Source organism: Halobaculum rubrum (genome assembly GCF_019880225.1).
GTDB lineage: Archaea > Halobacteriota > Halobacteria > Halobacteriales > Haloferacaceae > Halobaculum > Halobaculum rubrum.
This window is the reverse complement of sequence record NZ_CP082284.1, coordinates 1,953,679-1,977,829: the sequence shown is the minus strand read 5'-3', so window position 1 is coordinate 1,977,829 and position 24,151 is coordinate 1,953,679. Positions and strand designations below refer to the sequence as shown.

Genomic DNA, 24,151 nt, shown 5'->3' with positions numbered 1-24,151 from the left:
GGTAGAACGGCGGCGAGGTGTCGGCAGCCGAATAGTTCGCGGTCGAACGCAGTGAGACCGCGACAGCGAACGGAGAGCGAAGCGACCCGTGAGCGGAGTGAGGCTGCCCGGCCCGAGCCGCCCACAAGACGAGTGAGCCGTGAGCGAAGCGAGCACCTCGTTGCGACCGCAGAAACGCGCGACTGCGGTCCTCTCGCGACGGGCTACTCCTCCGCTTCTGTGACCGCCTGTGCGCCCTCGTCGCGCTCGGTTTTCTCGGCGCTGAGGGGGTTTCGACGCCGGATGCGGCAGTCGAACGCCGGGTGTTCGGCGAAGTGTCTGATCAGCATATGTCGCCGTGAGCCGGTGATGCCCGTTCGGCCGACGTCGTCGGCGTCGAACCGGTCCGGCAGCCGGTCGTACAGCCGAACGAGCGCGTCGAAGGAGTCGAACACCTTCGCGTTGCCCGCCGAGTCTGCGGCCTTCCGCGAGACGACGTAGCTCCCGTCGGCGCGGAACTCCCCGGCGGTGCGGAAGAACTCCCGCCGTTCGGTCAGCGCGTCCGCCAGCGACTCCTGGAGGTCGGCGGCGGCCTCGCGGGTCAACTCGTGCGTCTGTCCGTCCACCTCCACGACGATGCCATCGCCGTCCGGAGAGGCGGTTGCGTTACCGTCCGAGAACTCGATCAGGAGCTGATGGACTCCGGAACATACCCGGACGTGTCCGCCCGAGGACAAAGCCTTGTCGGCGCTGGCGAGTTCCGCGCCCGGTCGGATGGGATAGTCGGTCGGCGGTCGGCGGTCGGGAGCCCGCGATCCGTTCCCGGGGTGTCGGCCCGCGTTCCGACGGTGGTCGCATCAGCGACGCCGTATCGCTCCCCCGAAACGGATGCGATCGGCCGAGCGCCGACCGCGCGACGTGCCCCGCATCCGCAAGCGTTAGGTACGCCGCGTCGGAGCGACGCGTATGGAAACCGAGACTCTCGAAAGCGACAAGGCGATCGGCGTCTCGCTCGTGTTCGCCGCGTTCGCCGTGGTCGGCGCGGGGTTCATGCTCGCGGGCGCCTCCCAGATCGTGATGGCGTGGGGGTTCGCACTGGCGGTGACCGCGGCGATCCTGGCGGTCGTCGCGCTGCAGGCGTTCGACGTCTAACGGGCGTCGTCACGTCGCCGGTCGATCCCACAGCCGGAGGTGAGGGAAGCGTTAAGAACGCTCGTACCCAACACTGAACCAGCACAAATGACGGAGTACACCGACGAGGAGAAGCGCATCCTCGCGTACCTGCGCGACAGCGTCTCCCGGGGAGAGGAGTACTTCCGGGCGAAGAACATCGCGGAGGCCATCGGCCTCTCCGCCAAGCAGGTCGGCACCCGACTTCCGACGCTCGCGGAGAAGTCCGAGGAGGTCGACATCGAGAAGTGGGGCCGCGCCCGCTCGACCACCTGGCGCGTCGAGCTTCCGTAGTCGCCCGCGCTCGATGCTTCCCGAACTCCCCAGCCAGCAGACGGCGGTCGATACACCGGCGTACCGCCGCGTCCCGAACGAGCACGAACCGACCCGGCGCGACGCTCGTCGTGGTCGCAGCACCGACCGTCGGGTCGACGATCGGTGCCCCGGTCGACCCGTGAACCCGCCCGTTTTTTCGCCCCCCGCACGTACGTCGGTTCGATGACTGTGCGTGTACGCCGAGTGCTCGTCTTCGACGCCGACCCGGAGGACGTCTGGGCGTTCATCTCCGACCCGGTCAAACGTGCCGGAGCGATCAGCGTCGTCGACGAGTACGAGGTCGGCGACAACGGGACCGCGACGTGGCACGTCCGCCTGCCGATCCCGGTGATCCGATCGAGCATCGCCGTCGAAACCGAGGAGGTGCGCAAGGACCCGCCCGAGTACGTCAAGTTCGTCGGGAAATCCCGGGCGTTCCGCGTGACGGGCGAGCACACGGTCTCCGAGACCGAGGACGGCCGCGCCCGCCTCGTCAACGAGTTCGTCGTCGACGGCCGCCTCCCGGGCGTCGAGTCGTTCTTCGAACGGAAGTTCAGCGACGAACTGGACAACCTCGAACGCGCTCTGGAGCGCGATCTGGGGCTCGCATGAGGCTCGCGCTCGCGCAGATCGAGGTCCGCGCGGCCGACCGCGACGGCAACCTCGACCGAGCGCTGACGGCGATCGCCGCCGCCGCCGACCGCGGCGCGGATCTGGTCGCGCTTCCGGAACTGTGGAACGTCGGCTACTTCGCGTTCGAGGCGTACGAACGCGGTGCCGAGGCCCTGTCGGGACCGACCCTGAGCCGGCTCGCCGAGGCCGCCCGTGACCACGATATCGCGGTGCTGGCCGGCTCAGTCGTCGAGGACCTCGCCGAGAGCGCCGCCGCGGGTGCGGACGTGCCCGCCGACGACGGCCTCGCGAACACGGCCGTCCTGTTCGACTCGGACGGCGACCGCCGTGCGGTGTACCGGAAGCACCACCTGTTCGGGTACGAGTCGGCGGAGACGCGACTGCTCACGCCCGGCGAGGCGCTGCCGGTCGTCGACCTGCTCGGCGTTCGTATCGGAGTGACGACGTGTTACGACCTGCGGTTCCCCGAACAGTTCCGCGCGCTCGTGGACGGCGGCGACGGGGATGGGGAAGTCGACCTCGTGCTCGTCCCCAGCGCGTGGCCGTACCCGCGCGTCGAACACTGGCGGACGCTCCCGCGTGCGCGGGCCATCGAGAACCTCGCGTACGTCGCGACGGCGAACGGGTCGGGGAGCTTCGAGGAGGCGGACCTGGTCGGGCGGTCGACCGTGTACGACCCGTGGGGAACGACGCTGGCGTCGACCGGCGAGGAGCCCGCGCTCGTCACCGCCGAAATCGAGCCCGACCGCGTCGCGAACGTGCGCGAGGAGTTCCCGGCGCTGCGCGACAGACGCGACTACTGAAGCGAGAAACGACGGCGATCGAAGACGGGCGAGCGAGCTAGTCGACGTAGTGAACGAACACGGTGTGCTCGTCGTCGAGCAGGTGGGAGAGACGCTCGCGGACGTCCGGATCCACGTCGACGTGTGAGAGGGGCATCTCCTCGACGCGGAGGAGCGTCCCTCCGCCGTCGGCGTCGACCGAGTCGCCCGGGGTTCCGAGTCGCCGGTGGTCGACGATGCAACGCGGCTGTGACAGCAGGTCCTCGGCGCCGCCGACCAGCGCCTCGGCCCTGAGGCGAGCCATACTGAACGCATTCCGTGCGCGAGTATAATCGTTGCCGTCGACCCGATCCTCGCCGACCGGTGCCGGAGCATTTATCCCGATAAGCGGAATACACCCCAGTGCCGGCGAACCGACGCTTTTCTCGTCGTAAGCTGGCACACACGAGATCCGCGCCGCCGCACCCGACGCGATCGCGCGCGCCCGCTCCGCGGTCAGGGGTCCACCGCACCGGACGCGCGCACACCGCCTCCCCACCCCCACCTTCGTTCACTGACGCTTTCGCTCGCCGCGACCTGTGCGTCCACGCAGGGACCGCCGTGCTACAGTTCGACCCGCGCTCCCGTCCGTGCGGCGGTCTGTATCGCCGCAAGCGTCCGCATGTCGACGAGCCCGTCTCCCCCGTCGGGTTCGATGTCGCCGCCGGCCGCCACCGCGTGCGCGAAGTAGTCGAACTCCTCGACCGTCTCGTCCGTGCCGACGCCCGCGAGCTCCATCGTCCCCTCGGCCGTCTCCACGGTCACCTCGCGGTCCGCGCCGGGCTGGAACGCCGACCGGATCGCGATCCGGCCCTCGCTCCCGAGCAGTTCCAGCGACGTGTTCGGATGCCCCGAGAACGACGCCGAGAAGTTCCCGACCCACCCGTCACCGCCGTCGACGGCACCCGTGTCGCCGTCAGCGACACCGCTCGCGGCGCCGAACTCCACCCGGAAGTCGACGTGCTGATCGACCTCGTCGAACGCGGGGTCGGGCGACCGGGTCGTCGCCGAGACCGCGACCGGGTCGCCGCCGGCGAGGAACCGCGCGGTGTTGAGCGGGTACACGCCAACGTCGTACAACGCGCCGCCGCCCGCGAGGCGGCCGTCGAGGCGCCACTGGTCCGGGCCGGCGTCTCCCCGGAGCACCGGGAACGTGAAGTCGCCGGACGCGCGCTGGAGGTCGCCGATCCCGCCGCCGGCGACGAACTCCCGCAAGCGCCGCAGTACGGGATCGGTCTGCATTCGGTAGGCGGTCATCAGCCGGACGCCCGCATCGTCGCAGGCGGCGACGAGTCGCTCGGCGCGCTCGACGGTCGCCTCGAGCGGCTTCTCGCAGATGACGTGTTTGCCGTGTGCGGCGGCCGTCCCGACGTGGGGCAGGTGGAGCCGGTTCGGGGTGGCGACGTAGACGGCGTCGTACTCGTCGCTCGCGACGCCCGACTCGTACTCGTCGTAGTCGATCGCGGTGACGCCGAACTCGTCGGCGAGGCGGGATCGCTTCCCCGGGTCGCCGCTGACGACGACCGTCGGCGCCGCGTAGTCGCCGCGCTCCACCGCCGGGATCGAGACCGAGCGCGCGTAGTTGCCGCAGCCGACCGTCGCGATCCGGATCGTCGCGTCGGCGTCGCCGCCGCGGTCCCCGATCGTGTCGTCCTCGCCCGCCCAGTCGCGTCGCCTCGCGTCCGCGAACGTCGACTCGAACATACCCCGATCGTCCGCGCCGAGGGGCTAAACCGCACCGGCCGATCGAGAATCGCTTCCGATAATTCGGGCGGAGTGTTGAAGTACCGAACGCGCACCGATAGTGACACCGCGGGGCCGAACCCCGTCCGGACGCACCCCCCAGCGCGTCCGGACACGCCGGCCGTTTCGGTCGGTCCGGTTCGGCTCCGCGGGCCAGGGGGCAGTACGTCCCCGGCGAAACCGGGGCCGCCCGTGCGGCGGCGATTTCGCCCATCCGCGCGGGCCGGCCGGAGCAACTCCCGCTCCCACTCCCGCTCCGGCCACACGGCCCCGACACCGCGTCGAAAACGCGGTCCGACGCGGCGACGCGCGACACAGAGTACACGACCCACGTCGCGCCCGGCGCCTCGGTCACACCGGGGTCGTCGCACCCCGGGAACGGCTTTCAGATGACGGAGTGGCGACGCCGCGGCGCCACGGAACGAGCGAACCGACCGTGCGGTGGGGTGACGCTCGGTCGGCCGAAGGAGCCGTCGTCGGTCGTCTTCGGGCTTCGTGTCGGCCTCGATGCCGCGACGGACCTCACCCGGTTCGTCGCCGTTGAGCGATCGGTCGACGGAACGGCTCCCCTCGACGCTCCCGTCGCGGCAGCTCTCGGTCGACCCGCCACCGCCACAAGAGCCATTCCTCGTCGTCACGTCCTCACGACCATGACCGACGCCCAGTCGCTCACGATGGACCTGCCCGAATCGGTCGACGACCCGGCGCTGCGGCGCGTGAAGACCGTCGCCCGGATCATGGACGAGGCGGTCCGGGTTCCGGGGACGAACACGTGGGTCGGCCTCGATCCGGTGCTCGGCGTGGCACCGGGCGTCGGCGACGCGGTCGCCGCCGGCGTCTCGCTGTACATCGTCGCCGAGGCCGCCTACCTCGGCGTGCCGCTGACGACGGTCGTTCGCATGCTGGCGAACGTGACCGCCGACGCGGCGCTCGGATCGATCCCCGTCGTCGGCCCGGTGTTCGACACGTTCCTCAAGGCGAACACGTGGAACGTCTCCTACCTCGAGGAGTTCGTCGCCGACGCCGCCGGCGACGCCGAGGGGGGCGCCGCCGACGGGGAGGACGGTCCGGTCACCATCGAGATCACGGAGGAGTGATCCGACCCGGTCTCGACGGGGGCCGCGCTCATGCTCGTCTCACGGGACCCTTCGCTCACGGCTCGCTTCACGCACCGTTCGCCGTCGCACGTTTCTCGATCTCGCCTTTGAGCCTCGGTCCGTCGAAGTCGTGGTCCGGGCGGATCGCGACGAAATCGAGATACTCGCGGGCGGCGAGCACGTCCGCTGGGGGGTACGCCGACAGCGCGGCCTCGACGGCGTCGCTCGCGCCGATCAGCGGCTCCAGCGCCGCCAGCCCGCACGCGAGGTCGTACTCCCGGGCGTCCAACGCCCCCGGCTCCCGGACGCTCGTCGCGTCGATGAAGTAGAGGTTGCCCGCGAGGATGAGCACGTTCTCCGCACGCAGATCGCCGTGTGCGAGGCCGTTGTCGTGGAGCCGCTCGAGCGCGCGGAACAGCGCCGGCGCGAGCTCACGCTCGGCGTCGGCGTCGAGTTCGTCGAGCGGGCGGAACGCCGGAAGGTACTCCACGACGAGCACGCCGAGGCCGTCGATCTCCAGCGCCTCGACCGGCTCGGGCGCGTTGATGCCGATAGCACGCATCTCCTCGGTCGCCTGCAGTTCGTGGCGGGCCATCTCCGCGGGCGTGCCGAAGTGCTCGAAGAAGCCTTCCGTGCCCGAGGAGAACGCCCCGAGGTTGCGCCCGGCGGTGAACAGCGCGTGCACGACGGAGTTCTGGCGGCTCACAACCTTCACGAAGTACGTCTCGCCGCCGGTGTGGAGGATGAACGGCGTCGACAGCCAGTTGTCCGCGTCGAGGAACTCGACGCGTGCCGTCCCGTCACCGTAGCGGCCGGCGAGGTCGCGCGCCACCGCCTCCAGGCGTCCCCACTCGACAGTCCCGCGGAGGAGGCGCTGGAAGTCCATGGGGTCGACCGTAGTCCGCGAGAGGGAATAAATCGTTGCGGCGGGCCGCCCGCGGATATTGCGCCGACCGAAAGCCATCGAAACAGGTATTTCGGGGGGCGCCCGTGGTTCGTTCATGAACTTTGATCTACCCGCGGAACACCGGATGATCCGGGATCAGGTCCGGGAGTTCTGTGAGGAGGAGATCGCCCCGATCGCCCAGGAGATCGAAGACGAGCACCGCTTCCCCGAGGAGATCTTCGAACAGCTCGGGGACCTCGATATGATGGGCATCCCCGTCTCCGAGGAGTACGGCGGACTGGGCGGCGACCAGCTCATGTACGCGATCGTCACGGAGGAACTCGGGCGCGTCTCCGGCGGCATCGGTCTCTCGTACGCCGCGCACGTCTCGCTGGGCTCGAAGCCGATCGAGCTGTTCGGCACCGACGACCAGAAAGCGGAGTGGCTGCGACCGCTCGCGGAGGGCGAGGGGATGGGCGCGTGGGCGCTCACCGAGCCCGGCTCGGGCTCGGACGCCTCGGACATGGACACCACCGCGGAGAAGGACGGCGACGAGTGGGTGCTCGACGGCACGAAGCAGTTCATCACGAACGCCAACGTGGCCAACAGCGTGCTCGTGAAGGCTGTCACCGATCCCGAGGCGGGCTACGACGGTATCTCGACGTTCATCGTCGATCCCGAGAGCGACGACGGCTTCGAGGTGACGACCGTCTGGGACAAGATGGGGCTGAACTCCTCGCCGACCTGCGAGATCCAGCTGAACGACGTGCGACTCCCCGCGGAGCGACTGCTCGGCGAGGCGGGCGAGGGGTGGACGCAGACGATGAAGACGCTGGAGGGCGGCCGGATCTCCATCGCCGCGCTGTCGACCGGCCTCGCGCAGGGCGCCTACGAGGCCGCCAAGGAGTACTCCGGCGAGCGCGAGCAGTTCGGCGAGCCGATCTCGTCGTTCGACGCCGTCCGCGACATGGTCGTCGACATGCACCGCAAGACCGAGCGCGCGCGGCTGCTCACACACAAGGCTGCGACGAGATACGACGACGGCGAGGACGTGACGCGGGCGTCCGCGCTCGCGAAGCTGGACGCCAGCGAGGCTGCCCGGGAGGTCGCCGAGGACGCGGTGCAGGTCCACGGCGGCTACGGGTACACGACAGACTTCCCGCCCCAGCGGTTCTACCGCGACGCGAAGCTGATGGAGATCGGCGAGGGGACCAGCGAGATCCAGCACCTCATCATCGGTCGCCAGCTCGGGCTGTAGCCGGGCGTCCCGATCGCGGTCGGCGAGGGCGCCGTGTCGAGCGGCTTCGACAATCCGTTCTGATAATTCCGGGCGCGGCTTTATGAGTCGATCACTGTCACTTCGAGACACCAATCGGCAATGGTCCACGCATCAAGTATCCTCCTCGCCGCCGCCGTCGGCTCAACGCTGCTGTCGGCGGCAGCGGGGGCGCTCGCGTACGTCCGGACTCGCGAGCGGACGGACTCCGCCGGCGCCGCGATCGCGGCGACGCTGCTGTTGGTCGCGGCCTGGTCGGCCACGCTGGGTCTCCAGTTGGCGGCCGGAACGACGGCCACAGCCGAGGGGCTGCTCCGGCTGAAGTGGATCATCTCGCTCCCGATCGTAACCACGTCCCTGTTGTTCGCGATCACGTACGCGGGCTACGGCGAGTGGCTGACTCCGCCCCGGGTCGTCGCGCTCGCCGCGGAGCCCGCGGCCGTCGGCGCACTGGTCGTCGTGAATCCGAACGCTGTCTTCCTCGCCGGGATCGAGCCGCGGACCGTCTTCGGGGTGCTCGTGCTCGTCGGTACCCCCGGCCCGGCGCTCGTCGCACACCTCATGTACAGCGTGGTCGCGGGGGCGGCGTTCATCGCGCTCCTGGCTCGGACGGCGGTACGGTCGTCCGGACCGTACCGGACCCAGGCTGCGGTGCTGTGTGCCGGAACCGCGGCCCCGATAGTCACCCTCTCGGTGTTCGCCCTGGAGCTATCGTGGCTGCCGCCGGTCGACCTCACGCCGCTGGGCTTCGGGACGGTGAGCCTGGTGCTGCTGGTCGCGATGACCCGGTACGACCTGTTCGACGTCGCCTCCGTCGCCCACGAGACGGTGTTCGCCGGGCTCGACGACGCGATCGTCGTCGTCGACGACGACGATCGCGTGCTCGAGACGAACCCCGCCGCTCGTGACGCGTTCGGCCTCGACGGCGACGAGATCGGCGCCGACGCCGAACGGGTGCTGCCGGACGCCGTCGTCGAGTCCGGGCTGCTCGACGACGACGGCGGCGACAACGCCGAGATCGTCCTCGACGAGCCGGACCCCGATATCGCGGGCGACGGGGGGTTCGGCGAGCAGGTCCCGGACCCGACGTACTTCGAGGCGACCTGCGAGTCGCTCGGACGGGAGGGGGTTCGGCTGCTCGTGTTCCGTAACGTGACCGAGCAACAGCGGATCCGGCGACGGTATCGGGCCTACGTCGAGCACTCCGAGGACATCGTCGCGGTCGCCGACGCCGACGGCGTCCTCGAGTACATCAGCCCCGCCGCCGAGATCGTCCTCGGATACGACACGGAGACGCTCGAGGGCGAGGAGTTCACCGACTACATCCACCCCGACGACCGGCGGTCGGTCGTGGAGCAGTTCGCCGAGAGCCTTCATCGACCCGGCGAGCGCGTCCACGTCTCCTTCCGCGCGGAGCACCGCGACGGCGGCTGGCGCGTGCTCGACGGCGTCGGCGTGAACCGCTTCGACGACCCACACATCGGCGGCTATCTGCTGACCCTTCGCGACGAGACCCGGCGGGACCGCTACGAGCAGCGACTGCGCGTGTTGACCCGCGTCCTCCGACACGACCTCCGCAACGAACTCAACGTCGTGCACGGCTACGCGGACGTGATAGCGGACGAGGACGGGGACGCCGCCGACTACGCCGAACGTATCCAGCGATCGGCCGAACGACTCGCCTCGCTGGGAACCCGGGTCCGCGGCGTCGATCAGACGCTCCGGCGAACGGATCACGGCGGTCGCCCGGTCGACGTGACGCGCGTCGTCGGCGAGGTTGCCGACCGCACCCGCGACCGGTTCCCGGAGATGACGGTGACCGTCGAGGCCGACGAGGCGGTCGCGTACGCCGACGAGCTGCTCGCCACCGCGGTGTGGAACGTCATGGAGAACGCCGGTCGTCACCACGACGGAGACCGGCCCGAGGTGTCGGTCACGCTGTCGAGCACCCCCGAAACGACCGAGCTCAGGATCGCGGACGACGGCCCCGGGATCCCGGCGGAGGATCGCGAGGCGGTGGAGTCGGGCCACGAGACCCAGCTCCGCCACGCGAGCGGGCTCGGCCTCTGGCTCGTCAGGTGGATCGTCGACGGGGTCGACGGCGAGCTCTCCTTCGTGGACGGCGAGGAGGCGACGGCCGAACCGATCGACGACGTCGGGACGGTCGTCGTGCTTCGCCTGCGTGCGGCCGACGCGGAGTCGGTGCCGACGGGATCGATCGACCAGATGGACCCGTGGGACGTCACCAGAGCGCGTCCCCAGCGCACCGATGGTGGGGACGACGACGACGTGGACCCCTTCGATCCGCGGGTCGCGCCACAGCCACCGGACGACGAACGGTGAACACTCCTCGGACGACGACGCGAGCGATGGCCCGACCTACGACGACGCGACGACCACCAGCGGCTCCCAGTCGCCTCGCTCCTCCGGAGCCAGCTCCGTCCCGGCGGTGAACGCTCGGTCGTGGACCGCCCGCACGGCCGCGAGAACTGCCGCCGACGCGTCGAGCGTCGCGGCGAACTCGCTCCACACGCGCGGCGGAACGAGCAGAAAGTACGCCCGGTCGTCGCGGCGGACCAACGGGTCGTACTCGAACGCCCGTCGGTACTCGAAGACGAGGTCGGCGACGCCCGGATACGCGCGAACGTCGGCCTGCATCGTGATCAGTGTCCCCCGCACGGCCGACTCGTCGACGTCGGCGGCCGCCGCCGCGTCCGCGACGTGGGGCGCGAGCGGGCCGAGATCCTCCATACGTCAGGCTGGGACCCGCGACGCCATGAGCGATGCGGTGGGTCGAAGTGTCGACCGGTGGAACGGGCGGTATGAACGTCGACATCGGGTTCGTCACGCAGCTCGGTATGGGCCACCGCGAGGCGGTGACGATCGCGGCCGACCACGGCTACGACTACGTCGAGGTGATGCTCGACGGCGCCGGCGCACGCGACCGGCTCGCGCCGCGTCGCGACGAGCTCCGAACGACGCTGGCCGACCACGGCGTCGACTGTACGGTCCATCTCCCGTTCGGATCGATCGACCCCGGCTCCCCGTTCGACGCCGTACGCTCGGGCGCCGTCGCCGAGCTGGAGGCGCACGTCGACCTCGCGTCGGCCCTCGGGGCGACGAAGGCGACGCTGCACCCGACGACGGACGCGTGGGGTCCCGCCCACGACGACGCGACGGTCGGCGACGCGATCGTCGAGTCGGTCCGACATCTCGACGGCTACGCCGCCGACCGCGACGTGGAACTGGTCGCGGAGAACATCCCGAAGGGGCGGTTCGACACGAACCGGATCGACGAGCTGCTCGACCGTACCGACGTGTCGATGTGTCTCGACACGGGACACGCCCGGGTCGACGGCCGCGACGACGGCGGCATCGCGGCGCTGATCGACGCCCACGCCGACCGGATCTCGCATTTCCACCTGAACGACGTCCGCGGTCCCAGCGACGAGCACCTCCCGATCGGGTCGGGGTTCGTCGACTTCGAGCGGCTGTTTCGGGCGCTCCCCGACGACTGGGCGGGGACGCTCTCGGCGGAGGTGTTCACCCACGACGCCGGCTATCTGGGCCACAGCCTCGACCGGATCGAGGAGTCGCTGGCGGCGACCGGGACCGGCGGCGCGGAGGGCAGAGAATGAGCCGGCTGGTCGTCGGCGAGTGCATCGTCGACCTTCACCCCGAGGGGGCCGAGTCTGGCGGCCACGGCGACGCCGGGACGTACGCCAGACGGCCCGGCGGCGCGCCCGCGAACGTCGCCGTCGGCCTCGCACGCCTCGGCGAGGCGCCGGCGCTGTGGACCAGACTGGGCCGGGACGGCTTCGGGGACTTCCTCGCGTCGACGCTGCGCGAGGAGGGGGTTCCCGACACGCACGTCGAGCGCGACCCGGACGCACCGACCGGCCTCGCGGTAGTCGCCCTCGACGCCGACGGCGACCGCTCGTTCTCGCTGTACCTCGACGGCACCGCGAGCACCCGGCTGGAGCCCGGCCGGGTCGGCGACGACGCGCTCGCGACGGTCGACTGGCTCCACGTCGGCGGCGTCGAACTCGCCCACGACCCCTCGCGCTCGGCCGTGTTCGACCTGCTGGAGCGGACACCCGACGGCGCCACCGTCTCGTTCGACCCGAACGCGCGCCCCTCGCTGTGGCGGGAGTTCGACTACGCCGACACGCTCGCGCGGGCGCTCCCGGACGTAGACGTGCTCGTCGCCTCCGCGGAGGATCTCGACCCCGCGGGCTACGAGGGGACGGCGGAGACCGTCGCGTCCGCGGTCGTCGCGGACGGTCCCCACACCGCGCTGATCACCCGCGGGGCGGCGGGAGCGTACGCCCGCTCGACCCCGGACGCGCCGTGGGGCGCCGGAACCGCCGAGCACCCCGGGTTCGACACCGACGTGGTCGACACGACCGGCGCGGGCGACGCGTTCACCGCGGGTGCCATCGACGCGCTGGACGGGGGAGCCTCCCTCGCGGAGGCGCTCCGCTTCGGCAACGCCGTCGGCGCCCGGGCGACGACCGCGCAGGGGGCGATGGCCGCGCTGCCGACGCGGGAGCAGGTGGAGGCGTTCCTCGACGACGGGTAGGCGTCGGGGCCCGGACCCGACACGGCCGGCGCCGGTTCGCTCACCGCGCCAGCATCACGAGCGCCAGCCCCGCAAACACCAGCGCCGCGCCGAGGCCGAACGTCGGGAGGTAGCCCGCGGCGCCCGCGACGACGCCGCCGAGCGCCGAGCCGACCGCCGTGGCGAGGCCGGCGGCCGCGGCCTGGACGCCCAGCGCCGCCCCTCGGTTCCCGTCGTCGGCGAGCCGGGTGACGATGCTCGCGGAGGTGATGGCGATGACCGCCCACGTCACGCCGATGAGCCCGAACATCAGCGAGAAGCCCGCCAGCGCGGGGAGCACGAGCGCGACGAACGCGACGCCGGGGAACAGCGCCGCCCGGCCGGCGAGCGCGGCCGCCTGCACGGTCCGCGGGGCGTACCGCCCGGCGAGCCGTCCCGCGGGGCCGTAACACACTGCGGAGCCGAGGTTGCCCGCAAGGTAGACGCCGAACACCGCCCCGTCGTCGACCCGTCCGGCGAGGAACGCCGGCACCGGCCCCCAGAAGACGGCAAAGCCCAGCGAGAAGACGACTACCGCGAGAACGTACCGCCGCAGCGACGGGGAGAAGCCGGCGAGGGGGTTCCGGCTTCCGGCGCCATCTCGACGCGATCGAGTCCCGTTTCGAAGCGTCCGCAGCCCCCAGAACACCCGGGTCGGGCCGTAGAGGCTCGCGCGGAGATAGCGACCGGCGCCCCAGTTCGAGCGCGAGAGCCGGTCGTACACCCGCCGGAAGCGCTCCGCGGAGACGGTCGACGGCTCCGGATACCACACCCGCGCGAGCAGCAGCGCCGCCGTCGCGGCGACCGCGAGCAGGAGGAACAGCATACGCTGGCCCGTGATCGGGTCGACGCCGAACCGGGGAACGGCGAGCGTCCACGCGGTGCCGACGACGAGGCCGGCCACCCAGCCGTACCCCTGCCAGGCGTTCAGCGAGGCGATTCTGCCGTCCCACTCCTCGACGGGCGCGCCCTCGACGACGATCAGGTTCAGGACGGGCACCGCGGCGGCGACGACGAACCACAGCGCGGCGTTGAGCGCCAACACCGCCGCCGGCGTCGTCGCCAGCGGTACGAGCGCGAGCACGCCCGCGGTCGCCCCGAGCGCGAGGAGGACGAACGGGCGCCGACGGTTCGTCCGGGCGGCCAGCGCGGCCCACGCGAGCGCGCCGGGGACGCCCACGAGCGCAGCGGTCGCGGCGATGAGCCCGACGAACGCGAGGCTTGCGTCCAGCGCGATCGCGTACAGCGGCACCAGCACGGAGGCGCCGCCGACGGCGGCGTACCCCAGTCCCCAGGCGATCAGCCAGCGACGGGTGCGATCCACGGACGGGACTGTTCCGGGGGCGACAAATTCCTTCCGCAGCCGTCCGACGACGCCGGAGGATCGAGATCGGCCGACCGACAGGATGCTTCGAAGCACAGTACGGTGAAGTCGGAGAACCCGAACGAGGGGACGGGATGCAAGGCGAAGACGACGGCGACGGTCGCGAGGCCGATACTGACGCGGGCTCGCCGACTGGGCGCGCACCGCCGAGTCCGACGAGGACTTCCTGTCCGCGTACGATCGATGTGTCCGCGCCGACTGAGCGCGACCGCCTCCGACGCGTTCAACCCGGCGGCGGCGGAACCGTCGCGCATGAGCGACACGGACGCGACCGATGCCGACGCAACACACGCGCGCCGTCTCGAGGCCGCCCGCGACAGACTCCACGGCGGCGCCGCCGACGCCGTCGTCCTCTTCCCGAGCACGAACCTCCGGTACCTCACGGGCCACAGCGAACACCCCAGCGAGCGCCACTTCCTGCTGTTCGTGACCGCCGACCACGAGCCGGTGTTCCTCGTGCCCGAACTCTCCGGGGAACAGGTGCGCGCCGGGACCCCCGTCAGCGACGTGCGTACGTGGGCCGACGACGACGACCCGGTGGCGGCGCTGGCGTCGGTCGTCGACGACCTCGGACTGCGGCGTGGGGCCGACAGCGACGGCGGCGGCGATGGCGATAACGGCGAGGACGCGCCCCACGTCCTCGTTGACGACACCATGCACGCCCGGTTCATGCAGGACCTCCGCGAGGTGCTCCCGAGGGCGACGTTCGGGCTCGCGAGCGAGGTGCTCGCGGACCTGCGCGTGATCAAAGACGACGCCGAGATCGCGGCGCTTCGCCGCGCGGGCGAGGCCGCCGACGCGGTGATCCGGGAGCTTCGGACCGACGGCGACGAGGTGGTCGGGATGACCGAGGCGGAGTTGGCGCGCCACATCGAGGACCGCCTCGTCGCCAACGGCGGGGTCGGCGTCTCCTTCGACACGATCGTCGGCTCGGGGCCGAACGGGGCGATGCCCCACCACACCCACGGCGACCGCGTGATCCGCGCGGGCGACCCCGTCGTCCTCGACTTCGGTACCCGCGTCGACGGCTACCCCTCCGACCAGACCCGCACGCTCGTGTTCGGCGACGCGTCGCCGCCTCCGGGCTTCCGTGAGGTCCACCGCGTGGTCCGCGAGGCCCAGGACGCCGCCGTCGAGGCGGTCGAGCCGGGCGTCACGACCGGCGAGATCGACGCCGCCGCCCGCGAGGTCATCGAGGAGGCGGGCCACGGCGAGGAGTTCGTTCACCGGACGGGCCACGGCGTCGGCCTCGACGTGCACGAGGAGCCGTACGTCGTCGCCGGCGGCGAGCGCGAGCTCGAGCCCGGAACGGTGTTCAGCGTCGAACCGGGCGTCTACCTGTCGGGCGAGTTCGGCGTCCGGATCGAGGACCTCGTCGTCGTCACCGACGACGGCTGTGTCCGTCTGAACCGAACCGACCGCGACTGGAAGACGCAATAGCGACAGCAACTCCCCGAACACTGATACGATAGCTCCGATCGAATTGTTCCGTTTTGGACGGCCAAAAAGACCGATCCGCGAGTGTGCTCGCTTTCGGCATGCCAAAACCATCAGTATCGTGAGAGTTATTTACGTCTGTCGACTACGACCGGTATGATCGACGCCGGGGCGTACGTGTTCGTCTTCGTCGCGGGCCTGATCACCGCGCTCGCGACCGGGCTGGGCGCGATCCCGTTTTTCCTCGTGGACGAGATCGGCGACCGGTGGAACGTCGTCCTGTGGGGGCTCGCGTCGGGGATCATGCTCGGCGCGTCGCTGTTCGGGCTGGTGAGCGAGGGGCTCGCGTACGGCGGCCCGCTGGAGTTGGGCGTCGGCGTGCTGGCAGGGGTCCTGCTGGTCGTCGGCGCCCACGAGGTTATCGAAGGGGCCGAGGTCGACCCCGGCGCCTACGAGGAGGCCGACTTCAAGAAGCTCCTGCTCATCCTCGGCGTCCTCACGGTTCACAGCTTCCCCGAAGGCGTCGCCGTCGGCGTCTCCTTCGCCGAGTTGGGGTTCGACACGCCCGGCGGGCTCGTGCTGTTCGGCACCGCGGTGCCGCTGCTGGCGGTGTTCATGACCGTCGCCATCTCGATCCACAACGTCCCCGAGGGCGTCGCGGTGTCGATCCCGCTGCGCTCGATGGACGTGTCCCCGCCGAGGATGGTCTGGTGGGCGGTGTTCTCCAGCCTCCCGCAGCCGGTCGGGGCGGTGATCGCGTTCTACTTCGTCACGCTCGCCGAGCGGTTCCTCCCGATCGGGTTCGGCTTCGCCGCGGGCGCGATGGTGTATCTCGTGCTCACGGAGTTCATCCCGGAGGCGCTGGAGTTGGGCGAGGGCCTCGCCGGCGACGGCAAGCGCGAGCTCGTCGCCGGCGTCCTCGTCGGCGTCGGCGCGATGCTGCCGCTGCTGTCGGTCACGTCGGTGTAGGGTGAGAGAACGGGCGTCTCGGCGAGGCGGTCGCGTTAGTGCGAGTGGCCCATCGCGTCCGAGAGGCTCTGTCCGAAGCGCTCCTCGAACAGCTCCTCGGCCGTCTCGTTGATCTCGAGCACGTCCTGGGGCGGCTCGCCCTCGCTGTGATGGGCGATGGCGTGGGCCTGCTGGGCGAACGCCTGCAGGACCACGTCGCTGATGACCTCGCTGGGGTTCTCGCCCTGCTCGGCGAGCATGTCGACGAGCCCCTCGGGGAGGTCGACCTCGTCGCTGTCGCCGTCCGGACCGGAGATCGTGTAGGTTTCAGTTCCAACCATGACTTCTCGGAGGGTCACCGGACGTAAAGGTCCGTGGGTATCGTGTATTCGTGGCGTCGTTTGGAGCGTTGAGGAAGTTCCGACTGGTCGAACAGTCACACGGACGGTCGTCGCTTCGGTGACGACGACGATGACCGCGGAACCCCCCGCGGTTCTCGACGCCTGCGGCTCGCCGCGCTCCCGACCGCGATCCGTCGCGGCCGACGCGTGCCAAGCCACAGGTCCTACGTATTGTACCGCGAGCGAGCCAGTCGTCAGGCTGGCGAGCGAGCGGCAGTTTTGGCATGAACGGGTTTTCAACGGGGGTTCCCGTAGGGAGCGAGCGAAGCGAGCGACCGAGGAAACCCCCGTCAGAAAAGAGGTTCTTAGTCGTCGGCGGCAGCGGGCTCCTCTTCCGCCTGCGTCGCCTCGGCCCGCTTCAGGTCCTCGAGGTAGTCGTCGGCGTCGATGGCCGCCTTACTCCCCATCCCGGCGGCCGTCACGGCCTGCTGGTAGTGGTAGTCGACCACGTCGCCGGCGCCGAACAGCCCGGACACCGCCGTCTCGGTCTGGCCGCCGCCGGAGCCGCCGACCGTCTGCAGGTAGCCGTCGTCGTCGAGTTCGACGCCGGTGTCGGCGAGGTAGTCGGTGTTGGGCGTGTGGCCGATAGCGTAGAACACCGCGCCGACCTCGAACGCCCGCTCCTCGGTGCCGGGGTCGTCGAGCTTGTCGGTGGGGTGTCCCTCCGGATTGTGCACGAGCGTGACCGACTCGATGCCGTCCTCGGGCGTCCCGTGGAGCTCGGTCACCTCGGTGTTGCGCATGATCTCGATGTTGCCCTCGTCGACGTGGTCCATCACGCGGTCGATCCAGTAGTCCTCGGCGCGGAACTCCTCGCGGCGGTGCGCGATATACACGGTGTCGGCGAACTTCGTCAGGAAGCTCGCCTCCTCCATCGCGGCGTCGCCGCCGCCGACGACGAGCATGTCCTCGTCGCGGAAGAACGCGCCGTCACACGTCGCACACGTCGACAGGCCGAAGCCCATCAGCTCGTCCTCGCCCGGGATGCCGAGCGTGCGGGCCGACGCGCCGGAGGCGGCGATGACGGCGTCGGCGGTGTACACGTCGCCGTTCGTGAGTTCGACGCGGAAGGGTCGCTGCGAACCGTCGACCGACTCGACGATGCCGTTCTTCACGTCGGCGCCGAAGCGCTTCGCCTGCTCCTTGGCGTTGTTGATGAACTCCGCGCCGTTGATCCCCTCGGGGAACCCCGGGAAGTTCTCGACCTCTGAGGTGAGCGTGAGCTGCCCGCCGGGCTCGTCGCCCTCGAACACGAGCGGCTCGTTGTTGGACCGGGCCGCGTAGATGGCCGCCGTCAGGCCGGCGGAGCCGCTCCCGGCGATGATCAACGGGCGGTGCTCGACGATATCTGCGGTGTCTGTCATTACCGATCGATACGGTCGAACGGGGTTTGTACGTTGTGCTGTCGTGCTCGGTGCGCGGACAACAGTATTGTCTAGATAAAACAAGACAACGGAACGGTCGCGGCGCGGCCGGTCAGAACGCGACTCGTTCGATCAACCGCCGCGCCAGCCCGACGCGGCTGGACTCGTGCGGATAGACGGTGACGGTCGTACAGCCCGGGTTCGGGAATTCCGGCCGCTCGTCGAGCAGTGCGTTTCGGAGCCGGTGGTCGGCCCCCCTGCGGATCAGGAGATCGGGCGCCTCCAACCGCCCGCCGTCCGTCCGGACGGACTCGGTGGCGACGGGCACCGAGAGCAACTCGGACAGCTCCGAACGGTAGTCCTCGACCAGCCGGCGATGCTTGTCGGGGTCACCCTCGTTCGTGGGGTACCACAGCGAGAGGTTCCCGCCGTTCGCAGCCGCGGCGGCTTCGGCGACGTTCACCGCAAGCGGCGGGTACGGTCCCACGTCGCCCGAGAGCACGATCCGTTTCGGGTCGTCGTAGCCGAGGTTGTCGACGAGCAGCACGTCGCAGGGAGCGTGCCTGACGACCCAGTCGATCGGGTCGCCGAACAGCCGCGACCGGAGCCGGAGCGGCTCGTGCTCGGCGACGATCGTGTCCACCCCGCGGTGGGTCGCGAAGTTGACGACCGCGTGTTTCGTGTCGTGGCTGACGATCTCGTCGGCCTCGATGTCGACGCCGAACTCGTCGGCGAGCGCGTTCACCCGGGTCTCGAAGGATCGGTCGGCGTCGGACTGGGCGGTTACTCCCTCGGTGAGCGGCGCCTGATCGGGCACCTCCTCGAACCGAACGGCGACGACGCGGCCGTCGTCCTCATGGACGAGATCCGCCGCCAGCGCGACCAACGAGCGCTCGCGCTCCGGATCGAGGTCCTTCGTGAGCGCGACCAGCACCTCCCTGGTGTCGGGACGCTCGGCGAGCGCGGACTCGATCTCCGAGAGCGCCTCCCGGCTGACCTGCCGCCGGATCGCGTCGGTCGCCGCCCCCTCGCGGTCGACCCGCGGGCGGACGTACAGGAAGTACCAGACGACGCTGCCGACGGTGATGACTCCTGCGCCCGCGAGCGCGATCGTTCCCATCTGTGTCAACAGCAGGAGGCCGGAGACGGCGCCGAACACCTGGATCCACGGGTACAGCGGCGAAGTGAACACCGGCTCGTACTCGGTGCTCCCCTCCCGGAAGGCGATCACCGCGACGTTGATCATCGCGAACACCATGATCTGGAACGCGCTTGCGAGCTTGGCGATGTCGAGGATCGGGACGAAGGCGATCAGCGCGAGCAGCACCGCGCCGGTCAGCGTGATCGACGTGACCGGCGTGCCGAACCGCTCGCTGACCGACGACAGCGACGGCGGCGCGAGTTGGTCCCGACTCATCGCGAACGGGTACCGCGACGACGAGAGGATTCCCGCGTTCGCCGTCGAGATCAACGCGAGCACGGCCGCGACGATGACCGCGACGACCCCCGCTTGCCCGAGCGTCTGTTCCGCGCCGACGGCGACGGGCGTCAGCGAGCCGGCGACGCTGCCGGGGTCGGTGATGCCGACCAGCACGGCGACGACGACGACGTACAACACCGTCGTGAACGCCAGCGAGCCGAGGATCCCGAGCGGGATGTTCCGTCCCGGGTCCTCGACCTCCTCGGCGACGCTGGCGACCTTGGTGACGCCCGCGTACGAGACGAACACCAGCCCGGTCGCCGCGAGGATGCCGTCGACGCCATAACCGAAGAAGTCGACGTAATTGGCCGACTGGGCGCTGGGTGCGCTCCCGGCGGCGAACCATCCCAGCGCCGCCAACATCACGACGACGATGGCGACCTGGAGCCGGCCGGTCTGCTTGGCGCCGACGATGTTCACGAGGATCAACACGGCCGCCAGCCCGAGCGCGACGGGCTTGAGCGGGAGATCGAACAGCAGGAGGAGGTACGGAACGCCGCCCACGAGCGCGAGCGCCCCCTTGAACGACAGCGAGAACCACGTGCCGACGCCGGCGATCGTTCCCAGCAGCGGTCCCATCCCGCGTTCGATGTAGATGTACGTCCCGCCGGCCTCCGGCATCGCGGTCGCCATCTCCGACTTCGAGAGGGCCGCCGGGACCACCAGCAGGCCGGCGAGCGCGTACGCGAGGATCACCGCCGGGCCGGCGATCTCCAGCGCCAGCGCCGGCAGGATGAAGATGCCGCTGCCGATCATCGCGCCGATACTGATCGCGAGGACGGACGGGAGACCGAGGTCTCGTTCGAGTTCCTTCATGATGGGTATGGGTCCGACGGACCGGGTACTCGATCGTATGTGTGTGACGGGACCTGATAAATAAAGCGTTTCTATTGACGGATCGTCAATGATAGATACATATATCGCTCTATCCGTTCCCGATCCGCACCTGAGCCCGGGTCGACGGCGGGGCTCCGGGGACGCGGTCGACGGAACAAGACTAATGCGTCGGCCGGAGCAGTCCACGGTAGAAATGAAGGACGGCGAGTTGGATTCCGTCGACCGGCACATCCTCTATTACCTCCAGCAGGACGCCCGAGGGACGTCGTCGAGCGACATCGCGGAGAAGCTCGATCTCTCGGCGAGCACGGTGCGGACCCGCCTCAACAAGCTCGAACAGTCGGGGATCGTCCGCGGCTACCACATCGACATCGACTACGACCTCGCGGGCTACCCGCTGTACACGAAGATCGTCTGCACCGCGCAGATCCCGGAGCGCGACGAGCTGGGGAGGAAGGCCAGAGAGATCCGCGGCGTGACGGCGGTCCGCGAGATCATGACCGGCGAGCGGAACGTGTACGTGAACGCGATCGGTCGCGATCACGACGACCTCGACCGGATCAACCGGGAGCTGGACGAACTGGGACTGGAGATCATCGACGAGCAACTCATCCGCGACGAGCACGTCTGCCCGTATCACGGCTTCCTGGACCCCGAGGAGAGTCCGGAGGACGAAGCCGGGGGGGACGGCTCGTGATCGCGGTGCCCCGCCGAGGCCGGTCGTGTCATCGCGGTCGGACGTGGTATCACGGTCGGGCGCGCCGTCGCCGCGACGGCGACACGCTCAGGGACCGCCGACCGGATCGGTCCTGACATGCCCGCCGACCTCGGCGAGAAGACGACCAGATACGGGGAGATGCTCGCGGACGCCCTCGCGGCGGCGGAGGTGTGCGTCCCGGAGGGGACGCCGCTCCACGGGATGGCGCTGGAGTGTGAGGAGATGGCCGTCTCGTATCTCGAGGACGGGCGCCACTTCCGCGAGCGCGGCGACCCGGTGAACGCGCTGGCGTCGTACTCCTACGGCTACGGGTGGCTCGACTGTGGCGTCCGCATGGGTCTGTTCGCGATCCCCGAGGACACCGACCTGTTCACGACGGGGTGAGCGGATCCAGGGCCCCGGACCGTGGCGGCGGTTTTATCGTGGGATCGTGACAACCCTCAGGTATGGACGACACCTCATTCACGGACATCGTCGTCGCCACCGACGGCAGCGACCCCGCCGCCGCCGCCGTCGATGCGGCGATCGGGCTCGCGGCCGGCACCGGCGCGACGCTGCACGCCTGCACGGTCGTGAATCCCTTCCCGACCGGACAGTCGCTCGCCGACATCAGGAAGCGCCGCGAGGAGGCCGACGAGCGCGTCGAGTCGATCGCCGCGCGCGCCGATGCGACCGGGGTCGACGCCGTCGCGACCGTCCGCGAGGGGGTGCCGGCCGACGAGCTGCTCGCGTACGTCGATGAGGTCGGCGCGGGGATGGTGGTCATTGGCACCCACGGGAGGGGCGGCGCGCGGCGTGTGCTCCTCGGCTCGGTCGCCGAGACCGTCGTCCGCACCGCGGACGTGCCGGTGCTCGTGGTCCACGGCGACGGCGTCGAGGGCGAGTGGGGGAGCGAGAGCCGGGTCCTGCTGGCGACCGACGGCAGCGACGCGGTGGCCCCGGCCGAGCGGATCGGCGTCGACCTCGCGGCGACGCTGGGGGCGCGACTCACTGCCGTCAGCGCCGTCGACCAGGCGCGGGCGCTCACCAGCGCCGGCGGCGGCGTGCTCACGAACGAGACGGTCGAGTCGGTCAAGCGTGCGCTGACGACCCGGGCCACCGACGCCGTCGACCGGGCGCTCGACCGCGCCGAGGCGGTCGGCGTCGACGCCGACGGCGAGGTGATCGAGGGGGAGCCGAGCAGGGCCGTCTGCAGGTACGCCCGCGATAGCAACGCGGACCTCCTCGTCGTCGGGACACACGGCAGAACCGGCGTCCGACGGGTCGTGCTCGGCTCGGTCGCCGAGCGGATCCTCAGGGCCGCGGACCGGCCCGTCCTGGTGGTGCCGGCGACTGCCGGATCCCTCGACGAGGCAAGGGCGAATGCGGATACGGAATCGGAGGGGTAGGCGGGGCGAATGCGGATGCGGAATCGGAGGGGTAGGCGGGGCGAATGCGGATGCGGAATCGGAGGGGTAGGCGCCGCCGTTCGCGTCAGTCGAACCGGACCTCCGGCCCGTCGTCGCCGTCCTCGACGGTGAGCCCCAGCGCCTCCAGGTCGTCGCGGAGACGGTCGGCACGCTCGTAGTTGCCGGCCTCGCGCTCCGCCTCGCGCACGTCGAGCACGAGGTCCGCGAGATCGCCGACCAGCTCCACGTCGCCGCCGGCCTCGCGACCGAGTTCGAGCCCGAACACGTCGCCGCCGAACGTCTCGAAGGTCTCGACCGCGCGGCGCAGGCCCCGGTAGTCGTACGCGTCGGCGTCCCCGTCGTCGACGCCGTCGGCGGCGGCGTCGACGCGTTCGACGTGGCGGTTCACCGCCGTCCCGAGATCGAGCAGGGCGCCGAACGCCTCGCGGACGTTCAGGTCGTCGTTCATCGCCTCGACGACCCTCTCGCCGGCGTCGTCGACCGCCGCGCGGAGGTCGTCGTCGGTCGCCTTCGCGCGGGCGTCGACCGAGTCGCAGGCGTCGATGGCCGTCTCGTAGGCGCGTTCGAGGCGGTCCCAGCGCTCCTCGGCCTCGGCCATCGCGTCCCCGGAGAACGTCTGGTCGCCGCGGTACTGTGCGCCCAGATAGAACGTGCGTAGGACGTTCACGCCGAACTCCTCGAGCGCGTCCGCGACGGTGAAGAAGTTGCCGAGACTGGAGGACATCTTGTCCTCGGTGGTCTCCAGCAGGCCGTTGTGGAGCCAGTAGCGCGCGAACGTGTGGCCCGTCGCGGCCTCGCTTTGAGCGATCTCGTTTTCGTGGTGCGGGAACACCAGATCGCGCCCGCCCATGTGCACGTCGAGGGTGTCGCCGAGGTGGCTAGTGGACATCGCCGAACACTCGATGTGCCACCCGGGGCGACCCTCGCCCCACGGCGACTCCCACGTCCGACCCGTCGGGAGGTCGCCATCGTGGTCGTGTTTGCGGTGCTCCCGGACGGCGTCCTCGCTCACGCCGTCGGCCTTCCACAGCGCGAAGTCTCCGGGATGGCGCTTCTCCGCGAGCACGTCCTCGTCCTCGTCGGCCTCCAGCTCCTCCGGCTGCTGGTTCGAGAGGTGACCGTACTCCTCGAAGGAGGTCACGTCGAAGTAGACGGAGCCGTTCTCCTCGTAGGCGTGGCCCGACTCGATCAGCCGTTCGACCAGCGCGACGATCTCCGGAACGTGCTCGGAGACGCGGGGGTACACCGCCGCGCGCTTGAGGTTGAGCCCGCGCATGTCCTCGAGGACTTCCCCGGTGAAGTGGCGGGCAACGTCGGCCTCGGAGTCCCAGCCCTCGCGCTCGCCCACGCGGGCGGCGATCTTCTCGTTCACGTCGGTGACGTTCTCGACGTGACGCACGTCGTAGCCGAGGTGGTCGAGCCACCGGTGGAGGATGTCGGCGTGGAACCACAGCCGGGCGTGGCCGAGGTGCGCGTCGTCCGAGACCGTCAGCCCACAGACGTACAGCAGGACCTCGTCGTCGCTCGCCGGCTCGAACGCCTCACGTTCGCCCGTCAAGGTGTTGGTCACGGACAGACCCATGTCGGGCGCCGCTACGCGGTCCTCCGTGTTAAACGGTCGAAGATCGACTCGGCGGGGGGTAGGGACGGACG

The 24,151-nt window shown here is 70.3% G+C and carries 24 protein-coding genes; 14 read left to right on the top strand and 10 right to left on the bottom strand.

Going from position 1 to position 24,151, the window contains the following annotated elements:
• Window positions 1-203: 203 nt before the first annotated feature.
• Window positions 204-611 (bottom strand): DUF7528 family protein, encoded by a 408-nt coding sequence (locus K6T25_RS10245; protein ID WP_345778218.1) that lies wholly within the window; start codon window positions 609-611, stop codon window positions 204-206.
• A 334-nt stretch (window positions 612-945) separates the two neighbouring features.
• Between K6T25_RS10245 and K6T25_RS10240 the strand changes: the two genes are divergently transcribed.
• From K6T25_RS10240 to K6T25_RS10225, 4 genes are all read left to right on the top strand, one after another.
• Window positions 946-1,131 carry a DUF7525 family protein gene (locus K6T25_RS10240; RefSeq protein ID WP_222913785.1) on the top strand — a complete coding sequence of 62 codons (186 nt, stop codon included), beginning with the start codon at window positions 946-948 and terminating at the stop codon, window positions 1,129-1,131.
• Between the two features lie 87 nt (window positions 1,132-1,218).
• The gene (locus tag K6T25_RS10235) at window positions 1,219-1,443 is read left to right on the top strand and encodes a DUF7123 family protein (protein WP_222913782.1); all 225 of its coding nucleotides are present in this window, start codon (window positions 1,219-1,221) and stop codon (window positions 1,441-1,443) included.
• Between the two features lie 204 nt (window positions 1,444-1,647).
• Window positions 1,648-2,076, top strand: a complete 429-nt coding sequence (locus tag K6T25_RS10230) for an SRPBCC family protein (protein ID WP_222913781.1) — start codon at window positions 1,648-1,650, stop codon at window positions 2,074-2,076.
• On the top strand, window positions 2,073-2,900 hold the full coding sequence (locus K6T25_RS10225; RefSeq protein WP_222913778.1) for a carbon-nitrogen family hydrolase: 828 nt from the start codon (window positions 2,073-2,075) through the stop codon (window positions 2,898-2,900). Before K6T25_RS10230 ends, K6T25_RS10225 begins: the two co-directional genes overlap by 4 nt.
• Before the next feature lie 37 nt (window positions 2,901-2,937).
• Here the strand turns inward: K6T25_RS10225 and K6T25_RS10220 are convergent, their stop codons facing one another.
• Entirely contained in the window at window positions 2,938-3,183 is a 246-nt protein-coding gene (locus K6T25_RS10220; RefSeq protein ID WP_222913776.1) for a hypothetical protein, read from the bottom strand.
• A gap of 299 nt (window positions 3,184-3,482) precedes the next feature.
• Window positions 3,483-4,622 (bottom strand): Gfo/Idh/MocA family protein, encoded by a 1,140-nt coding sequence (locus tag K6T25_RS10215; RefSeq protein WP_222913775.1) that lies wholly within the window; start codon window positions 4,620-4,622, stop codon window positions 3,483-3,485.
• Between the two features lie 689 nt (window positions 4,623-5,311).
• Between K6T25_RS10215 and K6T25_RS10210 the strand changes: the two genes are divergently transcribed.
• Window positions 5,312-5,758, top strand: a complete 447-nt coding sequence (locus tag K6T25_RS10210; RefSeq protein ID WP_222913773.1) for a DUF4112 domain-containing protein — start codon at window positions 5,312-5,314, stop codon at window positions 5,756-5,758.
• Window positions 5,759-5,825: 67 nt separating this feature from the next.
• On the opposite strand, the gene K6T25_RS10205 is transcribed toward K6T25_RS10210, so the two are convergent.
• Window positions 5,826-6,644, bottom strand: coding sequence for an RIO1 family regulatory kinase/ATPase domain-containing protein (locus tag K6T25_RS10205; RefSeq protein WP_222913771.1), 819 nt, complete (start codon window positions 6,642-6,644; stop codon window positions 5,826-5,828).
• Between the two features lie 115 nt (window positions 6,645-6,759).
• Between K6T25_RS10205 and K6T25_RS10200 the strand changes: the two genes are divergently transcribed.
• Together K6T25_RS10200 and K6T25_RS10195 are read left to right on the top strand one after the other, a co-directional pair.
• Entirely contained in the window at window positions 6,760-7,902 is a 1,143-nt protein-coding gene (locus K6T25_RS10200; protein WP_222913769.1) for an acyl-CoA dehydrogenase family protein, read from the top strand.
• Window positions 7,903-8,022: 120 nt separating this feature from the next.
• A complete protein-coding gene (locus tag K6T25_RS10195; RefSeq protein ID WP_222913767.1) occupies window positions 8,023-10,263 on the top strand; it encodes a histidine kinase N-terminal 7TM domain-containing protein in 2,241 nt (746 codons plus the stop codon).
• Window positions 10,264-10,299: 36 nt separating this feature from the next.
• On the opposite strand, the gene K6T25_RS10190 is transcribed toward K6T25_RS10195, so the two are convergent.
• The gene (locus K6T25_RS10190) at window positions 10,300-10,671 is read right to left on the bottom strand and encodes a DUF8048 family protein (protein ID WP_222913766.1); all 372 of its coding nucleotides are present in this window, start codon (window positions 10,669-10,671) and stop codon (window positions 10,300-10,302) included.
• 71 nt (window positions 10,672-10,742) lie between these two features.
• Between K6T25_RS10190 and K6T25_RS10185 the strand changes: the two genes are divergently transcribed.
• Together K6T25_RS10185 and K6T25_RS10180 are read left to right on the top strand one after the other, a co-directional pair.
• Entirely contained in the window at window positions 10,743-11,558 is an 816-nt protein-coding gene (locus K6T25_RS10185) for a sugar phosphate isomerase/epimerase family protein (RefSeq protein WP_222913764.1), read from the top strand.
• Window positions 11,555-12,502, top strand: a complete 948-nt coding sequence (locus K6T25_RS10180; RefSeq protein WP_222913762.1) for a carbohydrate kinase family protein — start codon at window positions 11,555-11,557, stop codon at window positions 12,500-12,502. Before K6T25_RS10185 ends, K6T25_RS10180 begins: the two co-directional genes overlap by 4 nt.
• A gap of 40 nt (window positions 12,503-12,542) precedes the next feature.
• Here K6T25_RS10180 and K6T25_RS10175 read toward each other — a convergent pair whose 3' ends face one another.
• Window positions 12,543-13,844: an MFS transporter gene (locus tag K6T25_RS10175; RefSeq protein ID WP_222913761.1), complete on the bottom strand. Its 1,302-nt coding sequence runs from the start codon at window positions 13,842-13,844 to the stop codon at window positions 12,543-12,545.
• 312 nt (window positions 13,845-14,156) lie between these two features.
• Here K6T25_RS10175 and K6T25_RS10170 point away from each other — a divergent pair, with 312 nt between their 5' ends.
• The gene (locus tag K6T25_RS10170; RefSeq protein ID WP_222913759.1) at window positions 14,157-15,344 is read left to right on the top strand and encodes a M24 family metallopeptidase; all 1,188 of its coding nucleotides are present in this window, start codon (window positions 14,157-14,159) and stop codon (window positions 15,342-15,344) included.
• Window positions 15,345-15,497: 153 nt separating this feature from the next.
• On the top strand, window positions 15,498-16,310 hold the full coding sequence (locus K6T25_RS10165) for a ZIP family metal transporter (RefSeq protein WP_222913757.1): 813 nt from the start codon (window positions 15,498-15,500) through the stop codon (window positions 16,308-16,310).
• Between the two features lie 35 nt (window positions 16,311-16,345).
• Here K6T25_RS10165 and K6T25_RS10160 read toward each other — a convergent pair whose 3' ends face one another.
• The 3 genes from K6T25_RS10160 to K6T25_RS10150 all read right to left on the bottom strand — a co-directional run bounded on the left by K6T25_RS10160 (window position 16,346) and on the right by K6T25_RS10150 (window position 20,350).
• Window positions 16,346-16,630 carry a DUF7545 family protein gene (locus K6T25_RS10160; protein ID WP_222913755.1) on the bottom strand — a complete coding sequence of 95 codons (285 nt, stop codon included), beginning with the start codon at window positions 16,628-16,630 and terminating at the stop codon, window positions 16,346-16,348.
• Window positions 16,631-16,995: 365 nt separating this feature from the next.
• Complete coding sequence (locus K6T25_RS10155) at window positions 16,996-18,054, bottom strand: NAD(P)/FAD-dependent oxidoreductase (RefSeq protein WP_222913752.1); 1,059 nt, start codon at window positions 18,052-18,054, stop codon at window positions 16,996-16,998.
• A gap of 112 nt (window positions 18,055-18,166) precedes the next feature.
• Complete coding sequence (locus tag K6T25_RS10150; RefSeq protein WP_222913750.1) at window positions 18,167-20,350, bottom strand: universal stress protein; 2,184 nt, start codon at window positions 20,348-20,350, stop codon at window positions 18,167-18,169.
• Between the two features lie 214 nt (window positions 20,351-20,564).
• On the opposite strand from K6T25_RS10150, the gene K6T25_RS10145 reads away from it, so the two are divergent.
• The 3 genes from K6T25_RS10145 (at window position 20,565) to K6T25_RS10135 (ending at window position 22,477) form a co-directional block, all read left to right on the top strand.
• Complete coding sequence (locus K6T25_RS10145) at window positions 20,565-21,068, top strand: Lrp/AsnC family transcriptional regulator (protein ID WP_222913748.1); 504 nt, start codon at window positions 20,565-20,567, stop codon at window positions 21,066-21,068.
• A gap of 117 nt (window positions 21,069-21,185) precedes the next feature.
• Window positions 21,186-21,473 (top strand): DUF357 domain-containing protein, encoded by a 288-nt coding sequence (locus K6T25_RS10140; protein ID WP_222913746.1) that lies wholly within the window; start codon window positions 21,186-21,188, stop codon window positions 21,471-21,473.
• A 62-nt stretch (window positions 21,474-21,535) separates the two neighbouring features.
• Complete coding sequence (locus tag K6T25_RS10135) at window positions 21,536-22,477, top strand: universal stress protein (protein ID WP_222913744.1); 942 nt, start codon at window positions 21,536-21,538, stop codon at window positions 22,475-22,477.
• A gap of 85 nt (window positions 22,478-22,562) precedes the next feature.
• On the opposite strand, the gene cysS is transcribed toward K6T25_RS10135, so the two are convergent.
• Entirely contained in the window at window positions 22,563-24,080 is a 1,518-nt protein-coding gene (cysS, locus tag K6T25_RS10130; protein WP_222913742.1) for a cysteine--tRNA ligase, read from the bottom strand.
• Between the last annotated feature and the right edge of the window lie 71 nt (window positions 24,081-24,151).